The sequence below is a fragment of the Brevundimonas sp. genome, from assembly GCF_030682035.1.
In the GTDB taxonomy this organism is placed as follows: Bacteria; Pseudomonadota; Alphaproteobacteria; order Caulobacterales; family Caulobacteraceae; genus Brevundimonas.
In genome coordinates, this window is record NZ_JAUXQZ010000037.1 from 118,889 (window position 1) to 140,444 (window position 21,556).

Annotated in this window: 16 protein-coding genes and 1 tRNA gene; 12 read left to right on the plus strand and 5 right to left on the minus strand. The window is 66.7% G+C overall.

Going from position 1 to position 21,556, the window contains the following annotated elements:
* Positions 1–379: 379 nt before the first annotated feature.
* Positions 380–454 (minus strand) — tRNA-Val (locus Q8K49_RS10655).
* A gap of 52 nt (positions 455–506) precedes the next feature.
* Entirely contained in the window at positions 507–1,223 is a 717-nt protein-coding gene (locus tag Q8K49_RS10660) for an HAD-IA family hydrolase (RefSeq protein ID WP_305305940.1), read from the minus strand.
* A gap of 66 nt (positions 1,224–1,289) precedes the next feature.
* Here Q8K49_RS10660 and glmU point away from each other — a divergent pair, with 66 nt between their 5' ends.
* The 8 genes from glmU (at position 1,290) to Q8K49_RS10700 (ending at position 10,799) form a co-directional block, all read left to right on the plus strand.
* A complete protein-coding gene (gene glmU / locus Q8K49_RS10665) occupies positions 1,290–2,657 on the plus strand; it encodes a bifunctional UDP-N-acetylglucosamine diphosphorylase/glucosamine-1-phosphate N-acetyltransferase GlmU (RefSeq protein ID WP_305305942.1) in 1,368 nt (455 codons plus the stop codon).
* A gap of 201 nt (positions 2,658–2,858) precedes the next feature.
* Complete coding sequence (gene rpiA, locus Q8K49_RS10670) at positions 2,859–3,590, plus strand: ribose-5-phosphate isomerase RpiA (RefSeq protein ID WP_305305944.1); 732 nt, start codon at positions 2,859–2,861, stop codon at positions 3,588–3,590.
* Between the two features lie 255 nt (positions 3,591–3,845).
* Entirely contained in the window at positions 3,846–4,649 is an 804-nt protein-coding gene (locus tag Q8K49_RS10675; RefSeq protein ID WP_305305945.1) for a transferrin-binding protein-like solute binding protein, read from the plus strand.
* Between the two features lie 238 nt (positions 4,650–4,887).
* Positions 4,888–6,231: a surface lipoprotein assembly modifier gene (locus Q8K49_RS10680; protein WP_305305947.1), complete on the plus strand. Its 1,344-nt coding sequence runs from the start codon at positions 4,888–4,890 to the stop codon at positions 6,229–6,231.
* A gap of 147 nt (positions 6,232–6,378) precedes the next feature.
* Positions 6,379–7,773 (plus strand): glutathione-disulfide reductase, encoded by a 1,395-nt coding sequence (gene gor, locus Q8K49_RS10685; protein ID WP_305305948.1) that lies wholly within the window; start codon positions 6,379–6,381, stop codon positions 7,771–7,773.
* A 55-nt stretch (positions 7,774–7,828) separates the two neighbouring features.
* Positions 7,829–9,202, plus strand: coding sequence for a class II 3-deoxy-7-phosphoheptulonate synthase (locus Q8K49_RS10690; protein WP_305305950.1), 1,374 nt, complete (start codon positions 7,829–7,831; stop codon positions 9,200–9,202).
* Between the two features lies 1 nt (position 9,203).
* The gene (locus Q8K49_RS10695; RefSeq protein ID WP_305305952.1) at positions 9,204–9,800 is read left to right on the plus strand and encodes a prephenate dehydratase domain-containing protein; all 597 of its coding nucleotides are present in this window, start codon (positions 9,204–9,206) and stop codon (positions 9,798–9,800) included.
* A gap of 228 nt (positions 9,801–10,028) precedes the next feature.
* Positions 10,029–10,799, plus strand: coding sequence for a chorismate mutase (locus Q8K49_RS10700; protein ID WP_305305953.1), 771 nt, complete (start codon positions 10,029–10,031; stop codon positions 10,797–10,799).
* Positions 10,800–10,817: 18 nt separating this feature from the next.
* Here the strand turns inward: Q8K49_RS10700 and Q8K49_RS10705 are convergent, their stop codons facing one another.
* The 3 genes from Q8K49_RS10705 to Q8K49_RS10715 form a co-directional block, all read right to left on the minus strand.
* On the minus strand, positions 10,818–11,609 hold the full coding sequence (locus Q8K49_RS10705) for a thioredoxin domain-containing protein (protein WP_305305955.1): 792 nt from the start codon (positions 11,607–11,609) through the stop codon (positions 10,818–10,820).
* 19 nt (positions 11,610–11,628) lie between these two features.
* Positions 11,629–13,038: a M48 family metalloprotease gene (locus Q8K49_RS10710; protein ID WP_305305957.1), complete on the minus strand. Its 1,410-nt coding sequence runs from the start codon at positions 13,036–13,038 to the stop codon at positions 11,629–11,631.
* Positions 13,039–13,099: 61 nt separating this feature from the next.
* Positions 13,100–15,763 carry a ribonuclease E/G gene (locus Q8K49_RS10715; protein WP_305305960.1) on the minus strand — a complete coding sequence of 888 codons (2,664 nt, stop codon included), beginning with the start codon at positions 15,761–15,763 and terminating at the stop codon, positions 13,100–13,102.
* A 439-nt stretch (positions 15,764–16,202) separates the two neighbouring features.
* Between Q8K49_RS10715 and Q8K49_RS10720 the strand changes: the two genes are divergently transcribed.
* From Q8K49_RS10720 to Q8K49_RS10735, 4 genes are all read left to right on the plus strand, one after another.
* Entirely contained in the window at positions 16,203–17,441 is a 1,239-nt protein-coding gene (locus Q8K49_RS10720; protein ID WP_305305961.1) for an N-acetylmuramoyl-L-alanine amidase, read from the plus strand.
* A 536-nt stretch (positions 17,442–17,977) separates the two neighbouring features.
* Positions 17,978–19,234 (plus strand): hypothetical protein, encoded by a 1,257-nt coding sequence (locus Q8K49_RS10725; RefSeq protein WP_305305963.1) that lies wholly within the window; start codon positions 17,978–17,980, stop codon positions 19,232–19,234.
* Between the two features lie 176 nt (positions 19,235–19,410).
* Positions 19,411–20,577, plus strand: coding sequence for a reverse transcriptase family protein (locus Q8K49_RS10730; RefSeq protein ID WP_305305965.1), 1,167 nt, complete (start codon positions 19,411–19,413; stop codon positions 20,575–20,577).
* Between the two features lie 161 nt (positions 20,578–20,738).
* Entirely contained in the window at positions 20,739–21,494 is a 756-nt protein-coding gene (locus Q8K49_RS10735) for a DUF3820 family protein (protein ID WP_305305967.1), read from the plus strand.
* The last annotated feature ends 62 nt before the right edge of the window (positions 21,495–21,556 follow it).

Here is a 21,556-nt window from a genome sequence, read left to right on the forward strand (position 1 = left end):
CATAGTATATCGTCACAGACGCCAGGGGATTGACGCTCGCGACGCCACCGGGCGAACCCCTCCCGACCCTCCAGGCGCGTCCACGTTCCGGCGTCGTTGGGATGGTCCGGGATCGACGCCATGGCGGCTCCTTCGATGACGGGTCGCTATGGATTGAGGCTGGGAGACCGGTCTGGATGAAACGCCCTGCAAAAGGCCGCAGCCGAGCGGGGTCGAATCAGGCCCGGTCTCCGCTCCGATCAATGCTTTTCACGGCGCTTTGTCTCGTTTCGAGCGGCATTGTTGAGCGGCGACTGCCCCAGTAACTCGCCTTGGCAGAAAAACAATCCGTATAGAGATCGTAGCGTTCTGATAAACAGATGTTTTTCAACAGAAAAAATGGTGGATGCGACAGGGATTGAACCTGTGACCCCCTCGGTGTGAACGAGGTGCTCTCCCGCTGAGCTACGCATCCGGCCGATTCAGGAGGCGGGGACATAGCCCGGTCGCCCGGTACTGGCAAGCCGTCAGATGGCGGCGGCCTCCACCGCCGCCGTCGCCGCCCGATGCAGGGTCTCCACCGCCGCGATCAGGTCGGAGAAGCGGTCGATCACGATGTCGCCACCCAGTTCAGCGAGGGGGGCGTCGTTGTAGCCGAAGCCGGCCACCACGCAGGGCACGCCCGCGGCGCGGGCGCTGCCGGTGTCGGTGGTGGCGTCGCCGACCATCACGGCCCGGGCCGGATCGCCGCCCGCCAATTGAACCGCCTCGCGGACATGGGCGCCGTCCGGCTTGCGGGCGCTGACCCGATCAGGACCGGCGATCACCACGAAATGACGCGTGAGACCGAGGGCGTCGATCAGCGCCCTGGCCAGATCGGTGCGCTTGTTGGTGGCCACGCACAGGAGAGCGCCGCGCGCCGACAGGTGATCCAGAGTCTCGACCACGCCGTCGAAGGTGCGACTGTCGTCGGCGATGTGGGTGACATAGTCGTCGAGGAACAGGTCGAACAGTTCGGGCTCGGCAGTCTCGTCCCAGACGGCGCCGGCCTCTGCGAAACCGTGGCGGAGAAGCGGGCGCACACCGTGCCCGACCAGATGGCGAGCCGAAGACAGGGGTACGGGCGGATAACCGCGCGGGGCCAGCATCCGGTTCAACGTGCCGATCAGGTCAGGGGCGGAATCCACCAGCGTGCCGTCCAGGTCGAAGGCGATGGTCCAGCCCTCCAGATCGCGTGTGCGCATCGACATCTCCCCCAGTCCGCCGGGATGGGCTAGACCGCTGGCGACGACTAACCGCCGGACCGATTCATGACCAGTACTCCCACGCCCCATCCTGCGCAAAGGAGGGCCGCCATCATTCTCGCCGCCGGCCAGGGCACGCGGATGAAGTCGCCGCTGCCCAAGGTGCTGCACCCCGTCGGGGGCCGCGCCATGCTGGACCACGCCATCGACGCGGCCGAGGCGTTGGGCTGCGAGCGGATCATCGTGGTGGTGGGCGATCATTCACCCGAGGTCCGCGCCCATGTGGTCAAGCGGCTGGGCGAGGCGGCGATCGCGGTGCAGAACCCGCCCATCGGCACCGGCCATGCCGTGCGCTGCGCCGAGGCGGCCTTGGCGGGGTTCACGGGTCAGGTGGTCATCACCTACGGCGACGTGCCGCTGTTGAAGGCCGCCGACATCGAGCCCGTGTTCGCATCGATGCATGGCGTTACGGTCATCGGCTTTGAGGCGCGAGACCCGGGCGCGTACGGACGGCTGGTGATGGACGGAGACACGCTCGCGGCCATTACCGAAGCCAAGGAGGCGTCGGCGGAGGTGCTGGCGCTGACGGCCTGCAATTCCGGCGTCATGGCCGCGCCTTCGGCCCTGTTGTTCGAACTGCTGGCCGAGGTCCGCAACGACAACGCCGAGGGCGAATACTATTTGACCGACGTGGTTGAACTGGCCCGACGGCGCGGCGAACCGACCCGCGCGGTCTTCGCCGGCGAGGACGCGGTCATGGGGGTCAACGCCCAGGCCGAACTGGCCGTGGCCGAGACCCTGTTCCAGACGGTCCAGCGCGAGGCCTTCCTGGCTGCCGGGGTGACCATGCCGGCGCCTGAGACAGTGCATTTCTCGTTCGACACCGAGGTGGGTGGCGGGACGATGATCGAACCCTATGTCGTCTTCGGTCCCGGAGCGAAGATCGCCGGCGGCGCCCGCATCCGCAGCTTCAGCCATATCGAGGGCGCGACGGTCGCCGCCGGCGCCGAGGTCGGTCCCTATGCGCGACTGCGCCCGGGTGCGGACCTGGGCGAGGGCGCCAAGGTCGGCAATTTCGTCGAGGTCAAGAACGTCCGCCTGGGCAAGGGCGCCAAGGCCAACCACCTGTCCTATCTCGGCGATGGCGAGGTGGGGGCGAAGGCCAACATCGGGGCGGGGACGATCTTCTGTAACTACGACGGCTTCTTCAAACACCGCACCACGATAGGTGAGGGGGCCTTCGTCGGCTCGAACAGTTCGCTGGTGGCGCCGGTGACCATCGGGGCCGGGGCGATGGTGGGGTCGGGGTCGGTGATCACCAGGGATGTGGCGCCGGGCGATCTGGCGCTGGGACGGGGCGAGCAGACGGCCAGGACGGGCTGGGCGACGCGGTTCATGGAGACGATGCGGGCGAAGAAGGCGGCGAAGACATGAACGCGGGCCGTCTTTCGACTCTCTTCCCCCTCGAGGGGGGATGGGTTGGGGTTGGGGGTGGTCGCTCGATCTCGCCGTTTGTAGTGCGCAAGGCGTCGTCGAACCGTCCGGACCCATCGGCGCCTCTCTTTCGACAGCCGGCTTCCACCCCATCCCAACCCTTCCCCGTCGAGGGGAAGGGCTTTGTTTGCGAGCCCACCCATGTCCGCTGATTTCCAGAAGCGATCAGCCGGCGAAGCCGCCGCCCTCCGCGTCGAGGCGGGCATGGTCGTGGGCCTCGGCACCGGCTCGACCGCGGCCTGGTTCGTCAAGGCGCTCGCCGCCCGCAACCTGACCGGCCTGCGCTGCGTCCCGACCTCCGAGGCCACGGCCGAGCTGGCCCGCAACCTGGGCCTGACCCTGTCGACGCTGGAGGACACCCCCCGCATCGACCTGACCGTCGACGGCGCCGATGAGGTCGGGCCGGGCCTGGCCCTGATCAAGGGCGGCGGAGCGGCCCTGCTGCGCGAGAAACTGGTGTGGGAGGCCTCGGCCCGCTGCCTCGTTATCGCCGATGCCGCCAAGGTGGTGCCGCTGCTGGGCGCCTTCGCCCTGCCCATTGAGGTCGTCGCCTTCGGCCACAAGACCACCGCCAACCGCATCGCCGACGTCCTGGCCGACCACGACATCGCCATGCCGGCGCGGGTGCGGACGGCCCTGCCTCAAGCCGCGAGCGACCGCGTCGCGAGCATAGGCGACAAATATGCCGGGTTGGTGCGGACCGACGGCGGCAATCTGATCTATGACGCGAAATGCGCCGCCATCCACGACCCGGTCCGGCTGGCCGACGACCTCAAACTGATCACCGGCGTGGTCGAGCACGGCCTGTTCCTCGATCTGGCGGATGAGGCGATCATCGGCACGGACGGCGGGGCAACAGTGTTGACGCCATAGGGCGATATTTTCCATCGGGCGCTCTTGCCAGGCTAGAAAATCCCGGCTACCTGCAACGTGGAGGGGTATGCTATGTTGCGTAAGTGTATGATTTCGTGTGCGGTAACCGCCGCAGCGTTTATGGCGTCCGCCTGTGCTGGAGGCGGCGACGGAGGCGGAGGCGGCGGCGTCGTGACGCCCCCGCCGCCCCCGCCGCCTCCCACGCCCTACGCCTCCAACTGCACGGCCACGCCGGGGGCGCTGTCGTGCCAGTCGATGCGGGTCGACGCCAACGGCCCGATGGCGATCATAAGCACCAATGGATCGATCGGGGGCATAGGCTACGAGGCGGTCCTGATCGAGCGCGGCGAACGCTCCCGTGTTGACGATGACAGCTATGTTTTCTGGAGCGCGGCCGGCGCCACCCTGATGAACAGGCGCTACGTGAATTTTGCCGAAAGCAGTGACGGCCTGGGACGTATCCGCACCGGCACGAACACCAGCACCGACACTGATATTTTCGGCAATATCATCCCCGGAAGCGACGGCACGACGCTGACCCTTTTCGACATCACCAATGTCCTCCAGGGAGGGCTGGACTACGTTCAGCTCGGGCGGGTTTCGAATGGCGTCTCGAACGGCGTTCAGACGTATTTCGCGGTTGGTGACCCCACGCCGTCGCCCGTTATGCCCACCACCGGCTCGGCCCGTTACGCGGGCGGAACGCGGGGAACGTATCTGACCGCCGCTGGCGTCTCCTACCAGACCGCCAGCGACATCACCATGAACGCCAATTTCGGCACGGGACAGATCACGGGCTCGACCACCAACCTCAGGATGATTGATTCCAACGGTGCCGCGGCCACGACGCCGGCCGGCCTTAATTTCAACTTTACCGCCAACATCGCCGGCGCCGCCTTCAACGGAACCGCCTCCAGCCCATCCATGACCGGATCGGTCGACGGAAGGTTCTACGGTGAGCCCGGCGGGGCGCCGGTCGAGGCCGGTCTGTCCTATTCGCTAGGCGCGGCTGCCGGAGGCGGGCGGCTGGTCGGGGTTGGCGGCCTCAAGAGAGAATAGGTGACGACTCCTGACGTCGATGGCGGCGGCGAGCATGGCCGCCGTCCCTTTTTGCTCTGCCGAAATATCCGAGCGGCCCGAAACGCAAGGGAGTATCCGATGTTGCGTAAGTGTATGTTTTCTTGCCCGGTAATCGCTATTTCGCACCTCGCCTCCGGCGGCTGGGCTCCGCCATGCCGCACCCGGGAAGGGCTGAGTTCAGGGGCATGATCGGCGCGGGCGGTCTGAAGACGCGGTGATGATACGCTCCCTGTCGGCCTGGCCACTTGGCTTGATCGTGGCGGGCCTCTTCTTCGCGCGCGCTTTGCCGGCCCAGGCCGGCCCGATACAGCAGCAGGCCGAACCGCCGCCGTTCGCCGGCGACCAGGGCTTCAGCCAGGCCCTGGTGGGGGCGATTCGGTCCGGAGACTATCCTGCGGCGCTTGCGCTGATCGATGCGCGGCCGGACATCGCCGCGACGGCCGCCGGCGTGCGGTTGCGAGCCGAACTCCTCGCCCGGCTGGCCCGCACCTCGGAAGCCATCGCGCTGCTTGAGGGGCACCTGGCGCGGGATCCGGTGGACGCCCTGGCGCGCTTCCAGGTGGCGGAAATCCATTTCGCCGGTGGCCGCGACCGTTCGGCGACCCTGGCATATCGCCTGGCGCTGGCGGGCAGTCTGGACGACACACGCCGCCGGATCATTCGCGCCCGTCTCGATGCGCTTGCAGAACGCCGGATGCTGAGCGTTTCGGTCAGCGCTTCGGTTGCGCCTGACAGCAATCTGAACAATGCCACCAGTGCGACGAATGTGGAGATCTACGGTCTGCCGTTCGTCCTTTCGGACGAGGCGCGGCGGCGCTCCGGGGTCGCGGCCTCAGTGTCGGCGAATGTCCAGCGGCGGTGGCCGCTGACAGAGCGCTATGCCGTCGTTACGGGCGCTGCCCTGACCGTTGTGGAAGCGTCAGGAGCGGCCTTCGACCAGAGCCAGTGGGCGCTGGACGCCGGGATCGAGATGGAGACGGCGCGCGACGCACTGGCGTCACTTTCGGTCACCCATCGCGACATTGATTTCGCCCATGCGGATTTCGAGCGATGGACCGGCGTGCGGGCCGAGGCCCAGGCCTATTCGAACGCGCAGACGCGCTGGGACGGCTCTCTGCACTACGACGCCATCGACAACCAGCTGAGCGACGCGCAGAGCGGCGGCGCCTATGGCGGCGCCGTCAGTCGAACGCATTTCCTCGGCCCAAGCTCCCTGTGGCGGGTCAGCGCCGCAGCGGATGTGCGCGACCTGAACGGACCTGAGGCCGACTTCAAGGAACAACAGGTCGCTGCGGGCCGCCTGTTCGCCCTGCCGGTATCGACCCTGCTTTTCGCCCAGGTCTTCGCCCGAAAACGCACCTTCGATCGCCCGTCAACGTTCTTCGGCGTCCGCCGTGATGACCGCGAGATCGGGATAAGTCTGCGCCTGTCCAAACGGGACTGGGCGTTTCGCAACGTTTTCCCGTTCATACAGCTGAGCGCGAGTCGATCGTCGTCAAATGTCGTGCTGGGCAGATATTCGCGCGAGCGCATGGAGTTCGGCGTCACGCGGGACTTCTGACTCAAGGGGTTGGAGATTGCGGGTTGTCGTGGCCAGACAGGGCGCCTAATTCCGCTCCACCCCACACGGCCAAGCCGCGGGATCGAACTCTTCAGACCCTTTTGACGGTTCGGACTGCGTTTCCGGTCTGATCTCGCGGAGCCGCGGATGACCACCTACGACTACGACCTCTTCGTCATCGGCGCCGGTTCGGGCGGGGTCCGGGCGGCGCGACTGACCGCCCTCGGCGGCAAGCGCGTGGCCATCGCCGAGGAGCACCGGGTCGGCGGCACCTGCGTCATACGCGGCTGCGTGCCCAAGAAATTCATGGTCATGGCCAGCGACTTCGCCCACCAGTTCCATACGGCGGAGGGTTATGGCTGGACCGTCGACGCCTCCTTCGACTGGCCGACCTTCCTCCAGACCAAGGACGTCGAGATCGCCCGCCTGTCGGGCATCTACGTCGCCAATCTGGGCAAGGCGGGCGTGGATCTGATCCATGGCCGGGCCGTGCTGAAGGACGCCCACACCGTCGCCGTCCTGAACAAGGAGGGGGCGGAAGACCAGACCCTCACCGCCGAGCGCATCCTGATCGCCACCGGCGGCCGGCCCTGGGTTCCCGAGGGCCTGCCGGGAGTCGAGCACGCCATCACCTCCGAGGAAGCCTTCCACCTGCCGGAACTGCCCAAACGCATCCTGATCGCCGGCGGCGGCTATATCGCGGTGGAGTTCGCCGGCATCTTCGCCGGCCTCGGCGTCGAGACCACCCTGATCTACCGCGGCCCCAACATCCTGCGCGGTTTCGACGACGACGTGAGGGCGCACCTCGCCGGCGAGATCGAGAAGCGGGGGATAACGGTCATCCTGGGCTGCCAACACGAGGCCATCGAGAAGACGGACACCGGTCTGCTCAGCGTGCTGGGGAACGGGATGAAGATCGAGGCCGACGTCGTCATGTTCGCCACCGGCCGCGTGCCGCACGTCAAGGCGCTGGGGCTGGAGACTGCAGGGGTCGAACTGAATGACGATGGAGCGATCAAGGTCGATGCGCTGTCGAAGACCACGGCGGAAAACATCTGGGCCATCGGCGACGTCACCGACCGGATGAATCTGACCCCCGTGGCGATCCGCGAGGCTGTGGCCTTCCACGAGACGGTCTATCGCGACAAGCCGCAGGCGTTCGACTACGAGGCCGTCGCCAGTGCGGTGTTCAGCCAGCCGCCGGTCGGCACGGTAGGTCTGACCGAGAGTGCGGCGCGGCACAGCTGCCCCGGCGAGGTCGACGTCTATCTGACCCGGTTCCGGCCGATGAAATACGCCTTCGCCGGCTCGGACGAGCGGATGCTGATGAAGCTGGTGGTCGACGGCCAGAGCCAGAAGGTGGTCGGGGTCCACATCGTCGGCCCCGAGGCGCCCGAGATGATCCAGCTGGCCGCCATCGCCGTGAAGGCCGGTCTGACCAAGGCGCAATGGGACGCCACCTGCGCCGTCCACCCGACCATGGCGGAGGAACTGGTGACCCTGAAGGACAAGCAACAGCCCGGAAATATGTCGGCGGGCTGACAGACGCGACACCGCGTTCATTGTCCCGAGGCGGTCATCCGCCTATCTTGCCGGCATGAGTATGCGCTGGACCCCCGATAGCTGGAGACAAAAGCCCGTTGTGCAGATGCCGACGGACTATCCGGACATGGCCGCCCTCGGACGCGTCGAGGACGAGCTACGCGCCCTTCCGCCGCTGGTCTTCGCCGGCGAGGCCCGCAATCTGACCGCCAAGCTCGCCCAGGTCGAAGCCGGAAACGCCTTCCTGCTGCAGGGCGGCGACTGCGCCGAGAGCTTCAAGGAGTTCTCGACCGACAACATCCGCGACACCTTCCGTCTGATCCTGCAGATGGCGGTGGTCCTGACCTTCGCCGGCCGTAAGCCGGTGGTGAAGGTCGGCCGCATCGCCGGCCAGTTCGCCAAGCCGCGCTCGTCGTCGCTGGAGACCATCGGCGACGTAACCCTGCCCAGCTATCGCGGCGACATCATCAACGGCATGGCCTTCACGCCGGAGGAGCGGCTGCCTGACCCGCAGCGGCTGCTGCGCGCCTACAACCAGTCGGCCTCGACCCTGAACCTGCTGCGCGCCTTCGCCGGCGGCGGCTACGCCGACCTGTACAACATCCACCGCTGGACCATGGGGTTCGCGGCGGACAGCGCCTACGGCGCCAAATACCGCGACCTGGCCGACAAGATCACCGAGGCTCTCGCCTTCATGGAGGCTGTCGGCGTCACACCCGAGAGCCATCCGGACCTGAGCAGGGTCGAGGTCTTCACCAGCCACGAGGCCCTGCTGCTGAACCTCGAAAGCGCCCTGACGCGGCTGGACGGCGCCACCGGCGAATGGTTCGACACCTCGGCCCACATGGTCTGGATCGGCGAGCGGACGCGCCAGCTGGACGGCGCCCATGTCGAGTTCGCGCGGGGCATCCGCAATCCGATCGGCCTGAAATGCGGACCGGCGATGGAGCCCGACGATCTGCTGGCCCTGATTGACGTGCTTAACCCCGACAATACGCCGGGCCGGCTGACCCTGATCGGCCGCTTCGGCGTCGACAAGGTGCACGACCGCCTGCCGCGCCTGATGAAGGCGGTGAAGGCCGAGGGCAAACGCGTGGTCTGGTCGATCGACCCGATGCACGGCAATACACTCAAGGCCGGCAACGGCTACAAGACCCGGCCGTTCGAACGCGTCCTCGGAGAGGTGAGGGGCTTCATTGATGTGGCGGAGGCCGAGGGCGTACACCCCGGCGGCGTCCATCTGGAGATGACGGGCCAGAACGTCACCGAATGTCTGGGAGGCGCGCAGGCCCTGACGGAGGACGACCTGTCCAGCCGCTACCACACCCATTGCGACCCGCGTCTCAACGCCGACCAGGCGTTGGAGCTGGCTTTTCTTGTCGCCGAACGGCTGAAGGCCGGACGGCGCGCTCAATCGGAAGCGGCCTGAGATGGAGAACGTCGGCAGACCCCCGGGCGACGGCCAGGAATTGGAGGACGGCGGCGGGCGTTGCGCCTATCAGGGCGCACCGGGGGCCTTCAGCCACGAGGCCGTCACCGATCTCAGGCCATGGGACGAAGCTGTCGCCTATGACTCCTTCGAAGCCGCCATAGCCGCCCTGAAATCCGGCGACGTCGGCTGCGCTCTGATCCCGGTTGAAAACACCACCATCGGCCGGGTCGAGCCGGCGGCCACACTGGTCGAGGCGGCGAACCTGACCGTGGTGTCCGAGGTCTGGCGGCCCATCCGCTTGGCCCTGATGGCTCCGCACGGCGCGAACCTGCGGACGGTGAAGACCGCGGAGAGCCATCCGGTCGCCCTGCGCCAATGTCCGGACTCGCTGGCCGCTCTCGGGATCACGCCTGTCGAGGCCTTTGACACCGCCGGCGCCGCGCGGGCGGTGGCGGAGGCCGGCGACCTCAGCCGCGCCGCCGTGGCCCCGGCCCGCGCGGCCGAAGTCTACCTTCTGTCGATTTTACGCAACGACATCCAGGATTCCGAAGACAACCGCACGCGTTTTGTCCTGTTGAGCGCCAGTACGGGTTGACGCCGCACGATCCGTGCGCCCTTTGGGTCGCATGGTCCGTTCGCAAGCCACCGCTGCGACTGCATTCGCCCGCGTTTTCGCGGCCGCGGACCTGTATTTCTACGGCTTTCGATACGCCGGCTGAGGCGTCAGGGGCATCGTCCTGACGGCCTCGCCGGCGACCGCCCCGAGACGGGGCGGCGGCTCGCAAAATCCCTTTGCCGTCCATCGAAATCGAAAGCCATTTCCGTGTCCCCTTCCTGCACCAAGACCACTCTCCAGCAAGTCTGGCCCGCCGCAACCGACATCTCGTCCGAGCACATGGCTCTGTCCGCCCTGCGTCATGAGATCGACCAGATCGACGATGACCTGCTGACCCTGTTCGAACGCCGCCTGGCCATCGCCGCGCGCGTGGGCCAGGCCAAAGACGCGCCCGCTGGACCCCACATAAAGCTGCGTCCCGACCGCGAACAGGTCGTCCTGTCGCGCATGCTCGACCGCGCCCAGCCCGACAACCATGAGGCGGTCGAATCTCTGTGGCGGCAGATCGTCGGCTGGGGTCTGGCCCGCCAGGGCCGGATCAAGGTCCAGGTCTGGTCGCCGGTGGAACCGACGCGGGCGTTCGACGGCGCGCGGCTGCGCTTCGGCGCGGCGGCCGAAATGCGCGCCGTCCGCGATCCGCAGGCCGCCTTGGCCTGGGCCGCCGAAGGTCACGGCGTCGCCGTGCTGGCGGTCAACGCCGATAACGCCTGGTGGACGGGTTTGCGCCGCGAATGGTCGATGCTCAGCGTGTTCGACGGTTTCGGCGGCGACACGCCCACCGCGCTGGCCGTCGGCCGGATCGATCCAGCGGCTCTGGCCACCGGCCGGCAGGTCATTGTTGATGCGGGTGGAGACGCCGGGGACGGCGGAGGCATCCGGCGGCGGGGGCTGGCGATCCACCACGGATGGACGCTGTCGATGACCGACACGAAACTGCCGGTGGGCGGCGACGAAGGCTGCGTCGGTGCGATCGGCTGATCGCCGCGGACGTCGGGGTCAGCCCGCCTTGGCGACCCGGATGGCGCGGTCGATGTCGGCGGGCTGGATGCTGGCCATCGCTCGACCGTTGATGAAGAAGGTCGGTGTGCCCTGAAGACCGAGGTTGGCCGCCGACATCTGGATGTCGGCCAGGTGTCGAGCGATCTCTGGGCCGGCCATAGCCGTCCGGGCCGTCGGCAGGGCCACGCCGTTGGCGGCGAGGATGCGGTCGACGGCGGCCTTGGTCAGCGCCGGCTCGGCCATCAGGGCCCGGAACACCGGCAGGTATTTTCCCTGGAGGTGGGCGGCCTGGGCTGCGCGGGCCGCGTAGTGCGAGGTGTCGTCCGTCCCGCGGTCCAGGATCGGCCAGTCCTTGAAGACGAAGCGGACATCGGGGTGGACCTGCATCAAACGCAGAACCTCGGGTGCGGTTGACTTGCAGCCCGGGCAGCGGAAGTCGAAGAACTCGACCACCGTCACCCGCGCGTCCACCGGGCCGAAGGAGGGGTCCCGCGCGTCGATTCTCAGCAGGGAGGGATTCGCCACGATCCGCGCGGTCATTTCCTGCGCATGCACCCGGGCCTGGACGACCTGGCCCTGTTGCACCTTCTGCTCAAGCTTGAGGCTGACCTCCTGCAGGATTTCCGGGTTCTCGAGCAAATAGGAACGGACCCGGCCATCGAAGTCGCGGCCGGTGGCATAGGGGGCGACAGCCAGCACGAGGGCCATGATGGAGACGACCAAGGCTGTCATGCCGAAGCGCGGCCCCGTCAGGAAGCCGCCGCGGAGTGTATCGGGCGTTTCGGTCATGCAGTTTCTCGATGAAGGCTCAGCCGGCGGGAATGACGCCGCCCCGGTCGCGGCGGTTGTTGCGGCGGTCGACGTCGTCGATGTCTTGCTGGGTCGCGCCCGAGGCGAAGACGATGTCCATGGCGCGGGTCCATTCGGCCGTGCCGGGCTCGAGCATATCGCGGGCGCGCAAGGCGAACTGGGTGGCCTGCACCTCGGCGCCGGCCGCGAAATACATTTCGGCCGAGGCCAGACGCGCCTCGCCCTCCTTGCCTTGACTGGCATAGGCTTGGCTCAGCAACCGCCAGCCCATTGTGTTGTCACCTTCCAGCGCCGTGGCCCGCTTCAGCTCGACGATGGCCTGATCCAGCATGGCAGGGTCGTGGGTCTCAATCATGGCGTGGGCCAGGTTGATGCGCAGCAGGGGGGCGTCTGGCCTGAGCTCCACCGAGCGTTGGTGGGCGCCAATGGCCTCAGCGGGCCGCCCCTCTTCGAACAGGATTTGGCCTTTCAGCTCCCAGAAGTATGGGTTTTCAGGCTGTTCGGTCAGAAGGGCGTCAACGGCGGTCAGGGCTTTTTCGGTCTGGCCGTCGCGATACCAGGCGATGGAGCGGGCATAGCGGCCGGGCAGGGAGATGTCGCTTTCGGGATAGTCCCGCAGGGTCTGGTTCGGCGTGTCCATGAAGGCGTGGATTTTGGCCAGGACCAGGGCGTGCTGGGCGACCCGTTCGGGACTGTCTGAATGATCGTAATTGGACTGTTCGGCGACGAAGCGGCGCAGGTTCTCGATGCGGTCCGACGACAGCGGGTGGCTGCGGAAATAGGGGAAGCGGCGGGCGTCGGAGAAGACTTCCTGTGAGCGGAAATTCTCGAAGAAGCTGACCAGGCCGCGGCCGGATTCGCCGGCGTTCTGCAGGGCGCGGGCGCCGGTGTTGTCGGCTTCGCCTTCCTGATGGGTCATGTAACGCAGGGCGCTGAGGGTGCCGAAATACTGGCTGTTGCCCAGCAGCACGGCGCCGGCCTGGGGCGCACCGGCCGCGATGGCCAGGGCGCCGAGGGCCATGGTCATGAGCATGGGCTGCATGCCGGCGCCCTGGGCTCCGTCGCGCAGGGTGTGGCGGTTCTTGATGTGACCCGCCTCGTGCGCCACCACGCCGAGCAGTTCGTTGGCGGTGCGGGTCTTCAGGATCAGGCCGGTATTGAGGCCCAGGATGCGACCGCGCGTGGCGAAGGCGTTCAGGTCGTTGTCGTTGATCAGCAGTATCTCGACCTCGGACGGCTCCAGACCCATGGCGGTGAACACCGGGTCCGACCATTCGTGGATGATGCCCTCGATTTCGGTGTCCCGGATCGCGCTCTGGGCCGAGGCGGGCGAGGCCGCCGCCAGCACAAGGCCCATGGCGACGACGACGCCTGTTGCGCGGAAGGCGGTGCGGGACAACCAGTTCAAGCCGAACTCCTCCTACCCGAAACACCCCCCGGCGCGATCCTCACTATCTAATCACGGCCATTCAGCGGCGCCACCATCCGCGTTTGGGCTTTTCGGGCGGGGCCACGATCTGGTTCGGGTCATCCGCAATCAGGGCGGCGACGTCGATTTCGGGCGGCGGGGCAGGGGTGGCCTCAGCCACGGCGGCGACCTTGGGCTCCGCGAAGGGCTCCGGCGTCGCCTCCGGCTCGGCCGCGGCCTCCGCCGGGGTGACATCCAGGACGGCCGGCTCGGCCGCAGGCTCGCCCTCGTTGGGTTCGACCAGCGAAATGGGGTCCCCGACCGAATCAGCCGTCGCGCTGGCCGAGACCTTGCGGCGCACGCGGCGACGCTTGGGTTCCTCGGTGAGGGCGACCGGGGCGGCGTCAACAGCCTCCTCGATGACCACGGCCATCGGCGTGTCGGGCGAGCCGTCAGGCGGCATGCCTTCGTTGGTGGCGCGGGTCTCGACCTTGACCTCGTGGGTCAGGCCCTGCTCGCTGCCTCGATCCCGGCCACGACCGCGACCCCGACGGCGACGCGAGCGCGGGCCGCGTTCACCGCCGATCTCGCCCTCGGGACGTTCGCCGACGACTTCATCGACGTCCGTCGCCGATGTGGCGGCCATAACTCCGTCCGCAGCCGCCTCGCTCCGTTCCGGATTGATCGGATCGAACCAGACATAGGGATCTTCCAGCGACGGGGTGCGGCCACGGACCCAGTTGAAGCCATCGCGTTCGCCGCCTTCTTCCCGCACCCGGCGACCGCCACGGCGGCCCCGGCGACGGCGACGGCCGCTTTCGCTGTCGTCATCATCCTCGCCGGTGGCGAGTTCAGAGGCGGCAGGAACGGCTTCGTCAGTCGAGGTCTCGGCCGGGTCACGGCGTCCGCCGCGGCGGCGGCGGCCACGGCGTCCGGCGCCTTCGCCCTCGTGGCGTTCGGCCCGCTCGCGCGGCTGGTCGTCATCGGCGTCCTCGCCATCGAGGTCGGAATCTTCGTCACCGGCGACGATTTCTTCGCCGTCCTCATCTTCATCGGCATAGGCGCTGTCGTCGAAATCGTCGTCGAGGTCGATGAAGGCCTCGGGCCGCTCTTCCGGAACGAAGTCCTCATTGGTTTCGGTGCGTTCGACGGCGTGATCGCCCTGGCCGAGGGTGTCGTCGATCAGGATGACGACGTTCAGGCCACGCCGCGCCAGCAAGCCCTGGAGATACTCGCGCTTGTGGTTCAGGATGTAGAGAGCGACTGCGGTGCAGAGGCGCAGGTTCACCGATCCCGCGCCGTTCTTGCCGGCCTCGATGTCGACGGCCCGCAGGGTCATCAGGGCGGCGCTTTCGGCCGAGCGAACGCGTCCGGCGCCCTGGCAGTGCGGGCAGGCCTCGGTGGCGCCCTCGATCACGCCGAGACGGCGGCGCTGCCGGCTGATTTCCATCAGGCCGAAGCCCGAGATACGGCCCATCTGGATGCGGGCGCGGTCCTTGGCCAGGGCGTCCTTGAGCACCTTTTCGACCGACCGGTTGTTCTTCGATTCATCCATGTCGATGAAGTCGATGACGATCAGGCCGGCGAGGTCGCGCAGGCGCAACTGCCGGGCAGCCTCGACGGCGGCTTCGGTGTTGGTCCTGGTCGCGGTGGCTTCGACGTTGCGTTCCTTGGTGGCGCGGCCGGAGTTGACGTCGATGGCGACCAGCGCCTCGGTCTGGTTGATGACCAGATAGCCGCCCGAGGGCAGAGGCACGACCGGCTGGTGGATCTGGGTCAGCATCTCCTCGATGCCGTTGGTCGCGAACAGCGGCCGGGCGCCCTGGTACAGATGCACCTTCTTCGATTGCGAGGGCATCAGCACGCGCATGAAGTCGCGCGCCTCCTTGAAGCCCTCGACGCCCTCGACCTGGATGCCGTCGAAATCCTTGTCGAACATGTCGCGCACGGCGCGGCGGACGAGGTTTTCTTCCTCATAGATGACCGATGGCGCGTTCGATTTCAGCGTCGTTTCGCGGATCGTTTCCCACAGGCGCAGCAGATATTCGTAGTCGCGCTTGATCTCGGCCTTGGTGCGTTTGGCGCCGGCGGTGCGGATGATCAGCCCCATGCCCTGAGGCACGTGCAGGGCGGCCGCGGCGGCCTTCAGGCGCTTGCGGTCGGTGGCCTGGGTGATCTTGCGCGAGATGCCGCCGCCCTTGCCGGTGTTGGGCATCAGGACGCAGTAGCGGCCGGCCAGCGACAGCCAGGTGGTCAGGGCCGCGCCCTTGCCGCCGCGCTCGTCCTTGACGACCTGGACCAGCATGACCTGACGCCGCTTGATGACGTCCTGGATCTTGTAGCGGCGCATCAGGCGGCGCTTGAGCCGCTCTTCCTCGGCCATGCCGCCTTCGGATTCGTCGTCGTTTTCGCGGGCGTGTTCGTCGTGATCGTCGTCGTCCGAATGGGCTTCGGCCATGATGGCTTCACGGTCGGCGACAGGGATCTGGTAATAGTCCGGGTGGATTTCGCTGAAGGCGAGGAAGCCGTGGCGGTTGCCGCCGTATTCCACGAACGCAGCCTGCAGGCTGGGTTCTACGCGAACGACCTTGGCGAGATAGATGTTGCCGCGAAGCTGGCGCTTCGCGCGGGATTCAAAGTCGAATTCCTCGACCTGACGGCCCTCGACGATGGCGACCCGAGTCTCCTCGGGATGCGCGGCGTCGATCAACATGGTCTTTGACATGGAAAGTCTCTCTCTGGCGCGCTCGGCCATCCCCGCGAAGGGGGCAGGCGGCTCGCCGAATGGGATTGGGGGCGGACGCAGGCGCCATCCCGTCGCCGCGGCGAATGCCGTGGGCGAGGTCGGTCAGATCAGACCGGAAGGGAGCGCAGGCGATAAGGCCCATGGGGTTCAGTATGGTCCTGGGCCCGGACGCGCTGTCTAAGGCGTCCCGAACCCGGTCGTCGAACAGGCGGGTTGAAACCCGGCCGGCTCTCGGATCAGTGAAAGTCATGCCGCGAAGAGGGCGCGCCCAAGCCTGACGGATCAGGGGACGCGATCGGTCGCGAGCCCTGCAAGCATAGGCATGCCAATCGTGAATTAAAAGCCGCGTGCGCTTTAACCGGTTGGCGAGGACGTTGCGGCATGATGGGCCCAACCAAGAAGGTGGGTCTCCGTCAAAATGAACGGACTGTCGCGTATCAACCTGACGCAGTGGCGCGTTCGCGAATGGGCGATGACGGCGATGGCCTTCATCGTGATTTGCGTCGTCCTGCTCACGGCCGGGCGGGGACTGGCGTCCGGGGCCATGGGCGAGGTGCTGCGTGTCCGGTTCGGCGGCGACGCCCAGCATACGCGCGTCGTGCTCGATCTGGACCGGACCTCGCGCGGACAGGTGATCCAGGCCGGCGACGACGGACGGGTGGTGGTGTCGCTGGCGGGTGTTTCCCCGGCCAATCGCGGCCTGAACGGGGCGGGCACGGGTCTGGTGCGCGGCTGGCGCGTCACCGGTGCGGGCCCCGCCTCGCGGGTCGAGCTGGACCTGGCGACCAGCGCCGAGATCGAGCGCCGCTTCCTGCTGCCGCCCGGCGACGGCATCGCCCATTTCCGTTATGTGATCGACCTGAAGGCCACCGGCCGCGCCCCGACGGCGCGCCCGGCCCGCACCCCGCCGGTTGCGTCCCGCAGCGCCGAACGGCCGACCGAACGACCCCTGATTTTCATCGACGCCGGCCACGGCGGCCGCGACCCGGGCGCCCACGGAACCGAATCCCGCGAGAGCGCCGTCACCCTCGCCGCCGCCCTCGACCTGAAGCGCGAGCTTGAGCGCACCGGCCGCTACCGTGTCCGGCTGACCCGCGAAAGCGACGCCTATGTCGCCCTGTACCGCCGCGTGGCCATCGCCCGGCAGGCCGAGGCCGACCTGTTCATCAGCCTGCATGCCGACGCCGGCGCCGATCCGGCCACGCGCGGCGCATCCGTCTACACCCTGTCCGAACAGGGCGCGGGCCGTGCCGTGCGCGAGTTCACCCGCGGCGAAAACTGGCACCGCAGCCTGAACCTGCCGGGCCGCGATCCGTCGGTGGACCGCATCCTGCTGGACATGACCCAGCGCGCTACCCAGAACCGCTCGGCCCAGCTGGCCCGCACCCTGCTGGGCGAGCTGGAGGGCGCCGACCATCCGATGCTGCGCCGCAGCCACCGCGACGCCGGCCTGGCCGTGCTGCTGGCGCCCGACGTGCCCGCCGTCCTGCTGGAGATGGGCTTCATCACCAATCCCGAGGACGAGCGGATGCTGAACGACAACCGCGCCCGCCGCCGCCTGATGCGCGCCGTGGCCGACGGCATCGACCGCTATTTCCGTGAACCGGCGGGCGGGCTGCAGATGGCCTCGGCCGGAGGGGCGTCGGGCCAGCCCTGAGGCCGGGCGGAAACGGCCTCGCGCCGGGTGCGCGAGGAGTGAAAAGACACGAAAAAATGCGCGGGCGTTTCGGCGTCGCCCGGACGCCGTCGGCGGACGGTGGAGCGGCCGGACCTGGAGCGGCGTCGGCGGCGGATTCAGACTGTCAAAGACCGGCCCCGTGGGACTTCCGCCATAGAGCACACGCCGACGTCAGATTCGGTCGCAGGCCCATGAGACGCGCCCGAAAGGGTTCGGGAGCAGGGGCGAAAGGGGCGGATTCAGGGTCAGGAGGGGCGAGATTATACGGGGCGGGAAGACACTGTTTTGGGTCGTGGGGAGAACCCCCGGCGCCTTGAATGAGACGGCGACAGGCCGTGCGCTCGCAGAGCCGCCGATCGGCCGGCCGAGACGCGTGGTGACGCTCGCGGAGGCGGGCGGGAGCCTGCTTTGAGGGAGGAAAGGGGTGTCTGTCCTGCCTCGTGTGTCCCCACTGCGCGCGACGCCCGCTCCAGTTCATTGCTTCGCATGTTCTCGTTAAGCGGTATTCAGGCGGCATGAACCTTTCCAAGTCTGAGTTTGCGCGCGGCTGGCTTGAACAGTTCACGGACTTAGAGCGCCCGGTAGCTGCCCAGCTTGCAGACTCAGTGATGTTGGTCAGTCAGGATGCGCTCTTTCGCGGACTGCGCACCTTGCTCGATGAGGTCGTGTCCGGCCGCCAGGAGGCTGATCAGGATCGCCCGATTGCCCTCTTTGCAGAACGGGCCGTTGAAACGCGCAATCATGAGGATCCAGCGTACGGCTTCGTTGAGCAGCAAGTTCTGCCCTTCTATCCCGGAGCCGACCACGGTCGCGCCACTGGCGATGGCGTGCCGCCCATCGATGTCGATCCCAAGAACCCGGAAGTCGGCAGCGAAGGTGCCATAGCCAACTTCATCACCAGCTACGAGCGTCTGAATCGCGGCCGCGTGCTCAATCACCCCGGTCCCGACAAGCTGCGGTCGAAACGCGTGAGCCATATCGTGGTTGTCACCGACTTCATCGGGTCAGGTAAACGTGTTTGGGAAATGATCGAGGCGTTCTGGCGCGTAGCCACAGTGCGCAGTTGGCACTCTTACGGTCGTGTCCAGTTTGCCGTTGTTGCCTACTCCGGAACGGAGGATGGCTTTCGGCACGTTCGCTCGCACAAGTCGAAACCGGATGTTCGCTTGATCAAGGCTTGTCCAACGATCACCACGTCTTTTACCGGCTCCGACCGCCGGGCCACAGAGGCGCTGTGCAGGGCCTACCCCGCCGGGCATCACAATCCATTCGGTTACGGTTACGCCGGTGCACTCATCGCTTTTTCACACGGGATGCCGAACAACGCACCGCCGATTCTGCACAGCCGGACCAAAGGGTGGACGCCGCTGTTCATCCACCGCAGCGCCTTGGCCGCCGATCAACATTTCCCCGCGGCCAATGTGGATCAACTCGCCGCGCAGGCACGCGAGGTCCTGCAAATCCGAGTGGCAGAACGATTTCTGGCGGACGCTGCCAATCGACGCTGGGTTGAGACGATGCTTGTGCTGACGGCGCTTCGGGATGGAGCGAGGACGACTGCGAATGTGTCGGCGCGAACCCGCCTACCCATGAATGATGTCGGACAAATCCTAGTTTTCACGGAGATCGCTCATTGGACAAATACGCGCAACGCACTGACAGTGCTTGGGAGACGTGAACTGAGACGCCTCCAGTTGCGGCGCGCTCGTGTCGTGGTCCTTCCCACGCCCGAGCAGCCCTACTACTATCCAACCCAGTTGAGGGTTCGGTGAGGGGATCTAGAAATGCGCCGCGCAAGCGGCGACTGGTTCCTTGGGGACCTGGGGCTCGGGATTTCCCGCGTCCGCCAATCGGAGCAGGACCTTCGCGCTGCGCGAGACAGCAACTCGCGACTGGCGGGGTCTTGGACGAGACTTGCTGTCCCACCCACCCGGGTGGGTCGAAGTAGATGCCCACGCCGAACTCTCAACGATATGCGTCCGCCGGCCGTCGCCAAGGTATCGACCAAACGATCCTTGACCATGCTTTGACGGCTTTCGGGCGCATACGGGCGACCGACCCGCGCATCACGCCGGTCCTCACGCTCCGACACTTCTCAGTGCTGACTGGGCTCCCCTATCTCTTCCTGCGCCGCACGATCGCTCGGCGCTCGGGTACCGGCTATCGGTTCGTCTATCTGAAGAAGCGCATTCCGGGTCGATCCTCGATGCGGATGATCTCAATTCCGCCGGAAAGCCTAGCGCTCGCGCAGCGCTGGCTAGTCGATAATGTGCTCCGCTATACTCAGGTGCACACTGCAAGTTTCGCCTTTCATCCAGAGTCTTCGCCAGTGCAAGCCGCCGAGCAGCATCCAAATACGAAATGGCTATTGAAGGTCGATATCGAGGATTTTTTCCATTCGGTAAGCGAGGGCACCGTGTCCGCGATTTTCGCCCGGCTCGGATTTCAGAAGCTGTTGGCGTTCGAATTCGGCAGGCTTTGCACAATTGCTGTGGATCGCGGGCCGAGCAGGAACCCTAAACCACGCACCGAGCCTATAGCCCTCTACGCGAGCGACTACGAAGGCTTCCTGCCGCAGGGCGCACCGACGAGCCCGATGCTTGCCAACCTCGCCATGATGCGGACCGATACGTCACTGGCGCAATGTGCCAAGAGGCACGGATTTCGGTACTCCCGATACGCGGACGATCTCGCCTTTTCATCTGATGCAGAGCGATCAATCGCCCAAATGCGCAATCTAAAAGTCGAGGTCTGCCGTTTGCTCAATCAAGCCGGTTTCACACCGAATCTACGCAAGACTGTTATCCGCGGTCCAGGGACCCGCCGGATCGTGTTGGGAATGCTAGTTGACGGGCCATCGCCCCGCCTCTCGCGAGAGTACAAGGACAATATTCGGCTTCACCTCCACTATCTGACAGACCCCGCTTTCGGCCCGGCAAAACATGCGCTCGCTCGAAAGACGGCCGTCTCCAGTCTCTACCATCATGTTCGTGGGCTGATCGGGTGGGCGAAACAAGTCGAACCGGACTATGGGCACCTCGCGCTCGAGGAGTTCAAGGCAGTTGATTGGCCGCTCGTTCAGCCTCGACAGATCGAGGAGGCTTGGGACGAGTGAACGGATGTTACCGAAGAGCCTGACATATGCCCGGCGGCTCGGTTGGCGGATTGCCGCAGAGAGGACTCTCTGGAATTTCGCTTTCCAGTCAGATCCCTCAAAGGGGCACCGGACGTAGCGTCGCTCGCACCCCCCCCCGCCAAACCCCCTATCTCCGCCCCATGCGCCTGCGTGTCGTCGATCTTGAAACCTCCGGCGGGGACCGATCTGCCGAGATCCTCGAGGTCGGGATCGTCGATGTCCTGCCCGACGGCGCGGGCGGCTGGACCGCGGCGCCGCCGGTGACGAAGCTGTTCCGGCCGCGGGGGGAGATCTCGTTTCACGCCATGGCGGTGCATCATCTGACGCCGGAGCATTTCTGCGACGACGATCCGCATTGCCACGAATACCGGCTGCGCGAGATGTTCCTGCCGACGCCGGCCGACGTGATGGTGGCGCATTCGGCGCGGTTCGAGCGGGGGTTTATCGCCGATACGGCGCATGGCGGCCTGCCGTGGATCTGCACCGTGCGGTCGGCCAAGACCGTCTGGCCGGAGGCGCCGGGGCATTCCAACCAGGTGCTGCGGTACTGGCGGGGGCTGCGGCTGGACCCGGCGCTGGCCGATCCGGCACACCGGGCGGGGCCGGACGCCTGGGTGACGGCGCATCTGCTGATCGACATGCTGAAGGTCGCCACGGTCGAGCAGATGCTGGCCTGGACGAATGAAAAGCGGCGGCTGGACCGGATTCCGTTCGGCAAGCATCGCGGGCGGCCGTGGGCCGAGCCGCCTGACGACTATCTGCGCTGGATGGCCGGCCAGGGAGGATCCGGGCAGGGGGATATGGACGCCGATGTCGTGGCCGCCGCGCGACAGGAGCTGGACCGTCGCGCAGGCGGCGTCATCGGGGCTCTGGCGGTCGGTCCCGACGCGGGCTAAACCGGACGCTCGGGCCCGTCCTTCGGAGTATCAGGTTGAAGATTGCCGAACGCTGGTTCGTG

Excerpts from the sequence above, each read along its gene's own strand:
- Q8K49_RS10735 (WP_305305967.1), top strand. The coding sequence starts at position 20,739 with ATGCGCCTGCGTGTCGTCGATCTTGAAACCTCCGGCGGGGACCGATCT.
- Q8K49_RS10675 (WP_305305945.1), top strand. The coding sequence starts at position 3,846 with ATGCGGGTCGACGCCAACGGCCCGATGGCGATCATAAGCACCAATGGA.
- Q8K49_RS10720 (WP_305305961.1), top strand. The coding sequence starts at position 16,203 with ATGAACGGACTGTCGCGTATCAACCTGACGCAGTGGCGCGTTCGCGAA.
- Q8K49_RS10725 (WP_305305963.1), top strand. The coding sequence starts at position 17,978 with ATGAACCTTTCCAAGTCTGAGTTTGCGCGCGGCTGGCTTGAACAGTTC.
- glmU (WP_305305942.1), top strand. The coding sequence starts at position 1,290 with ATGACCAGTACTCCCACGCCCCATCCTGCGCAAAGGAGGGCCGCCATC.
- rpiA (WP_305305944.1), top strand. The coding sequence starts at position 2,859 with ATGTCCGCTGATTTCCAGAAGCGATCAGCCGGCGAAGCCGCCGCCCTC.
- Q8K49_RS10660 (WP_305305940.1), bottom strand. The coding sequence starts at position 1,223 with ATGCGCACACGCGATCTGGAGGGCTGGACCATCGCCTTCGACCTGGAC.
- Q8K49_RS10690 (WP_305305950.1), top strand. The coding sequence starts at position 7,829 with ATGAGTATGCGCTGGACCCCCGATAGCTGGAGACAAAAGCCCGTTGTG.
- Q8K49_RS10695 (WP_305305952.1), top strand. The coding sequence starts at position 9,204 with ATGGAGAACGTCGGCAGACCCCCGGGCGACGGCCAGGAATTGGAGGAC.
- Q8K49_RS10705 (WP_305305955.1), bottom strand. The coding sequence starts at position 11,609 with ATGACCGAAACGCCCGATACACTCCGCGGCGGCTTCCTGACGGGGCCG.
- gor (WP_305305948.1), top strand. The coding sequence starts at position 6,379 with ATGACCACCTACGACTACGACCTCTTCGTCATCGGCGCCGGTTCGGGC.
- Q8K49_RS10715 (WP_305305960.1), bottom strand. The coding sequence starts at position 15,763 with ATGTCAAAGACCATGTTGATCGACGCCGCGCATCCCGAGGAGACTCGG.
- Q8K49_RS10730 (WP_305305965.1), top strand. The coding sequence starts at position 19,411 with ATGCCCACGCCGAACTCTCAACGATATGCGTCCGCCGGCCGTCGCCAA.
- Q8K49_RS10680 (WP_305305947.1), top strand. The coding sequence starts at position 4,888 with ATGATACGCTCCCTGTCGGCCTGGCCACTTGGCTTGATCGTGGCGGGC.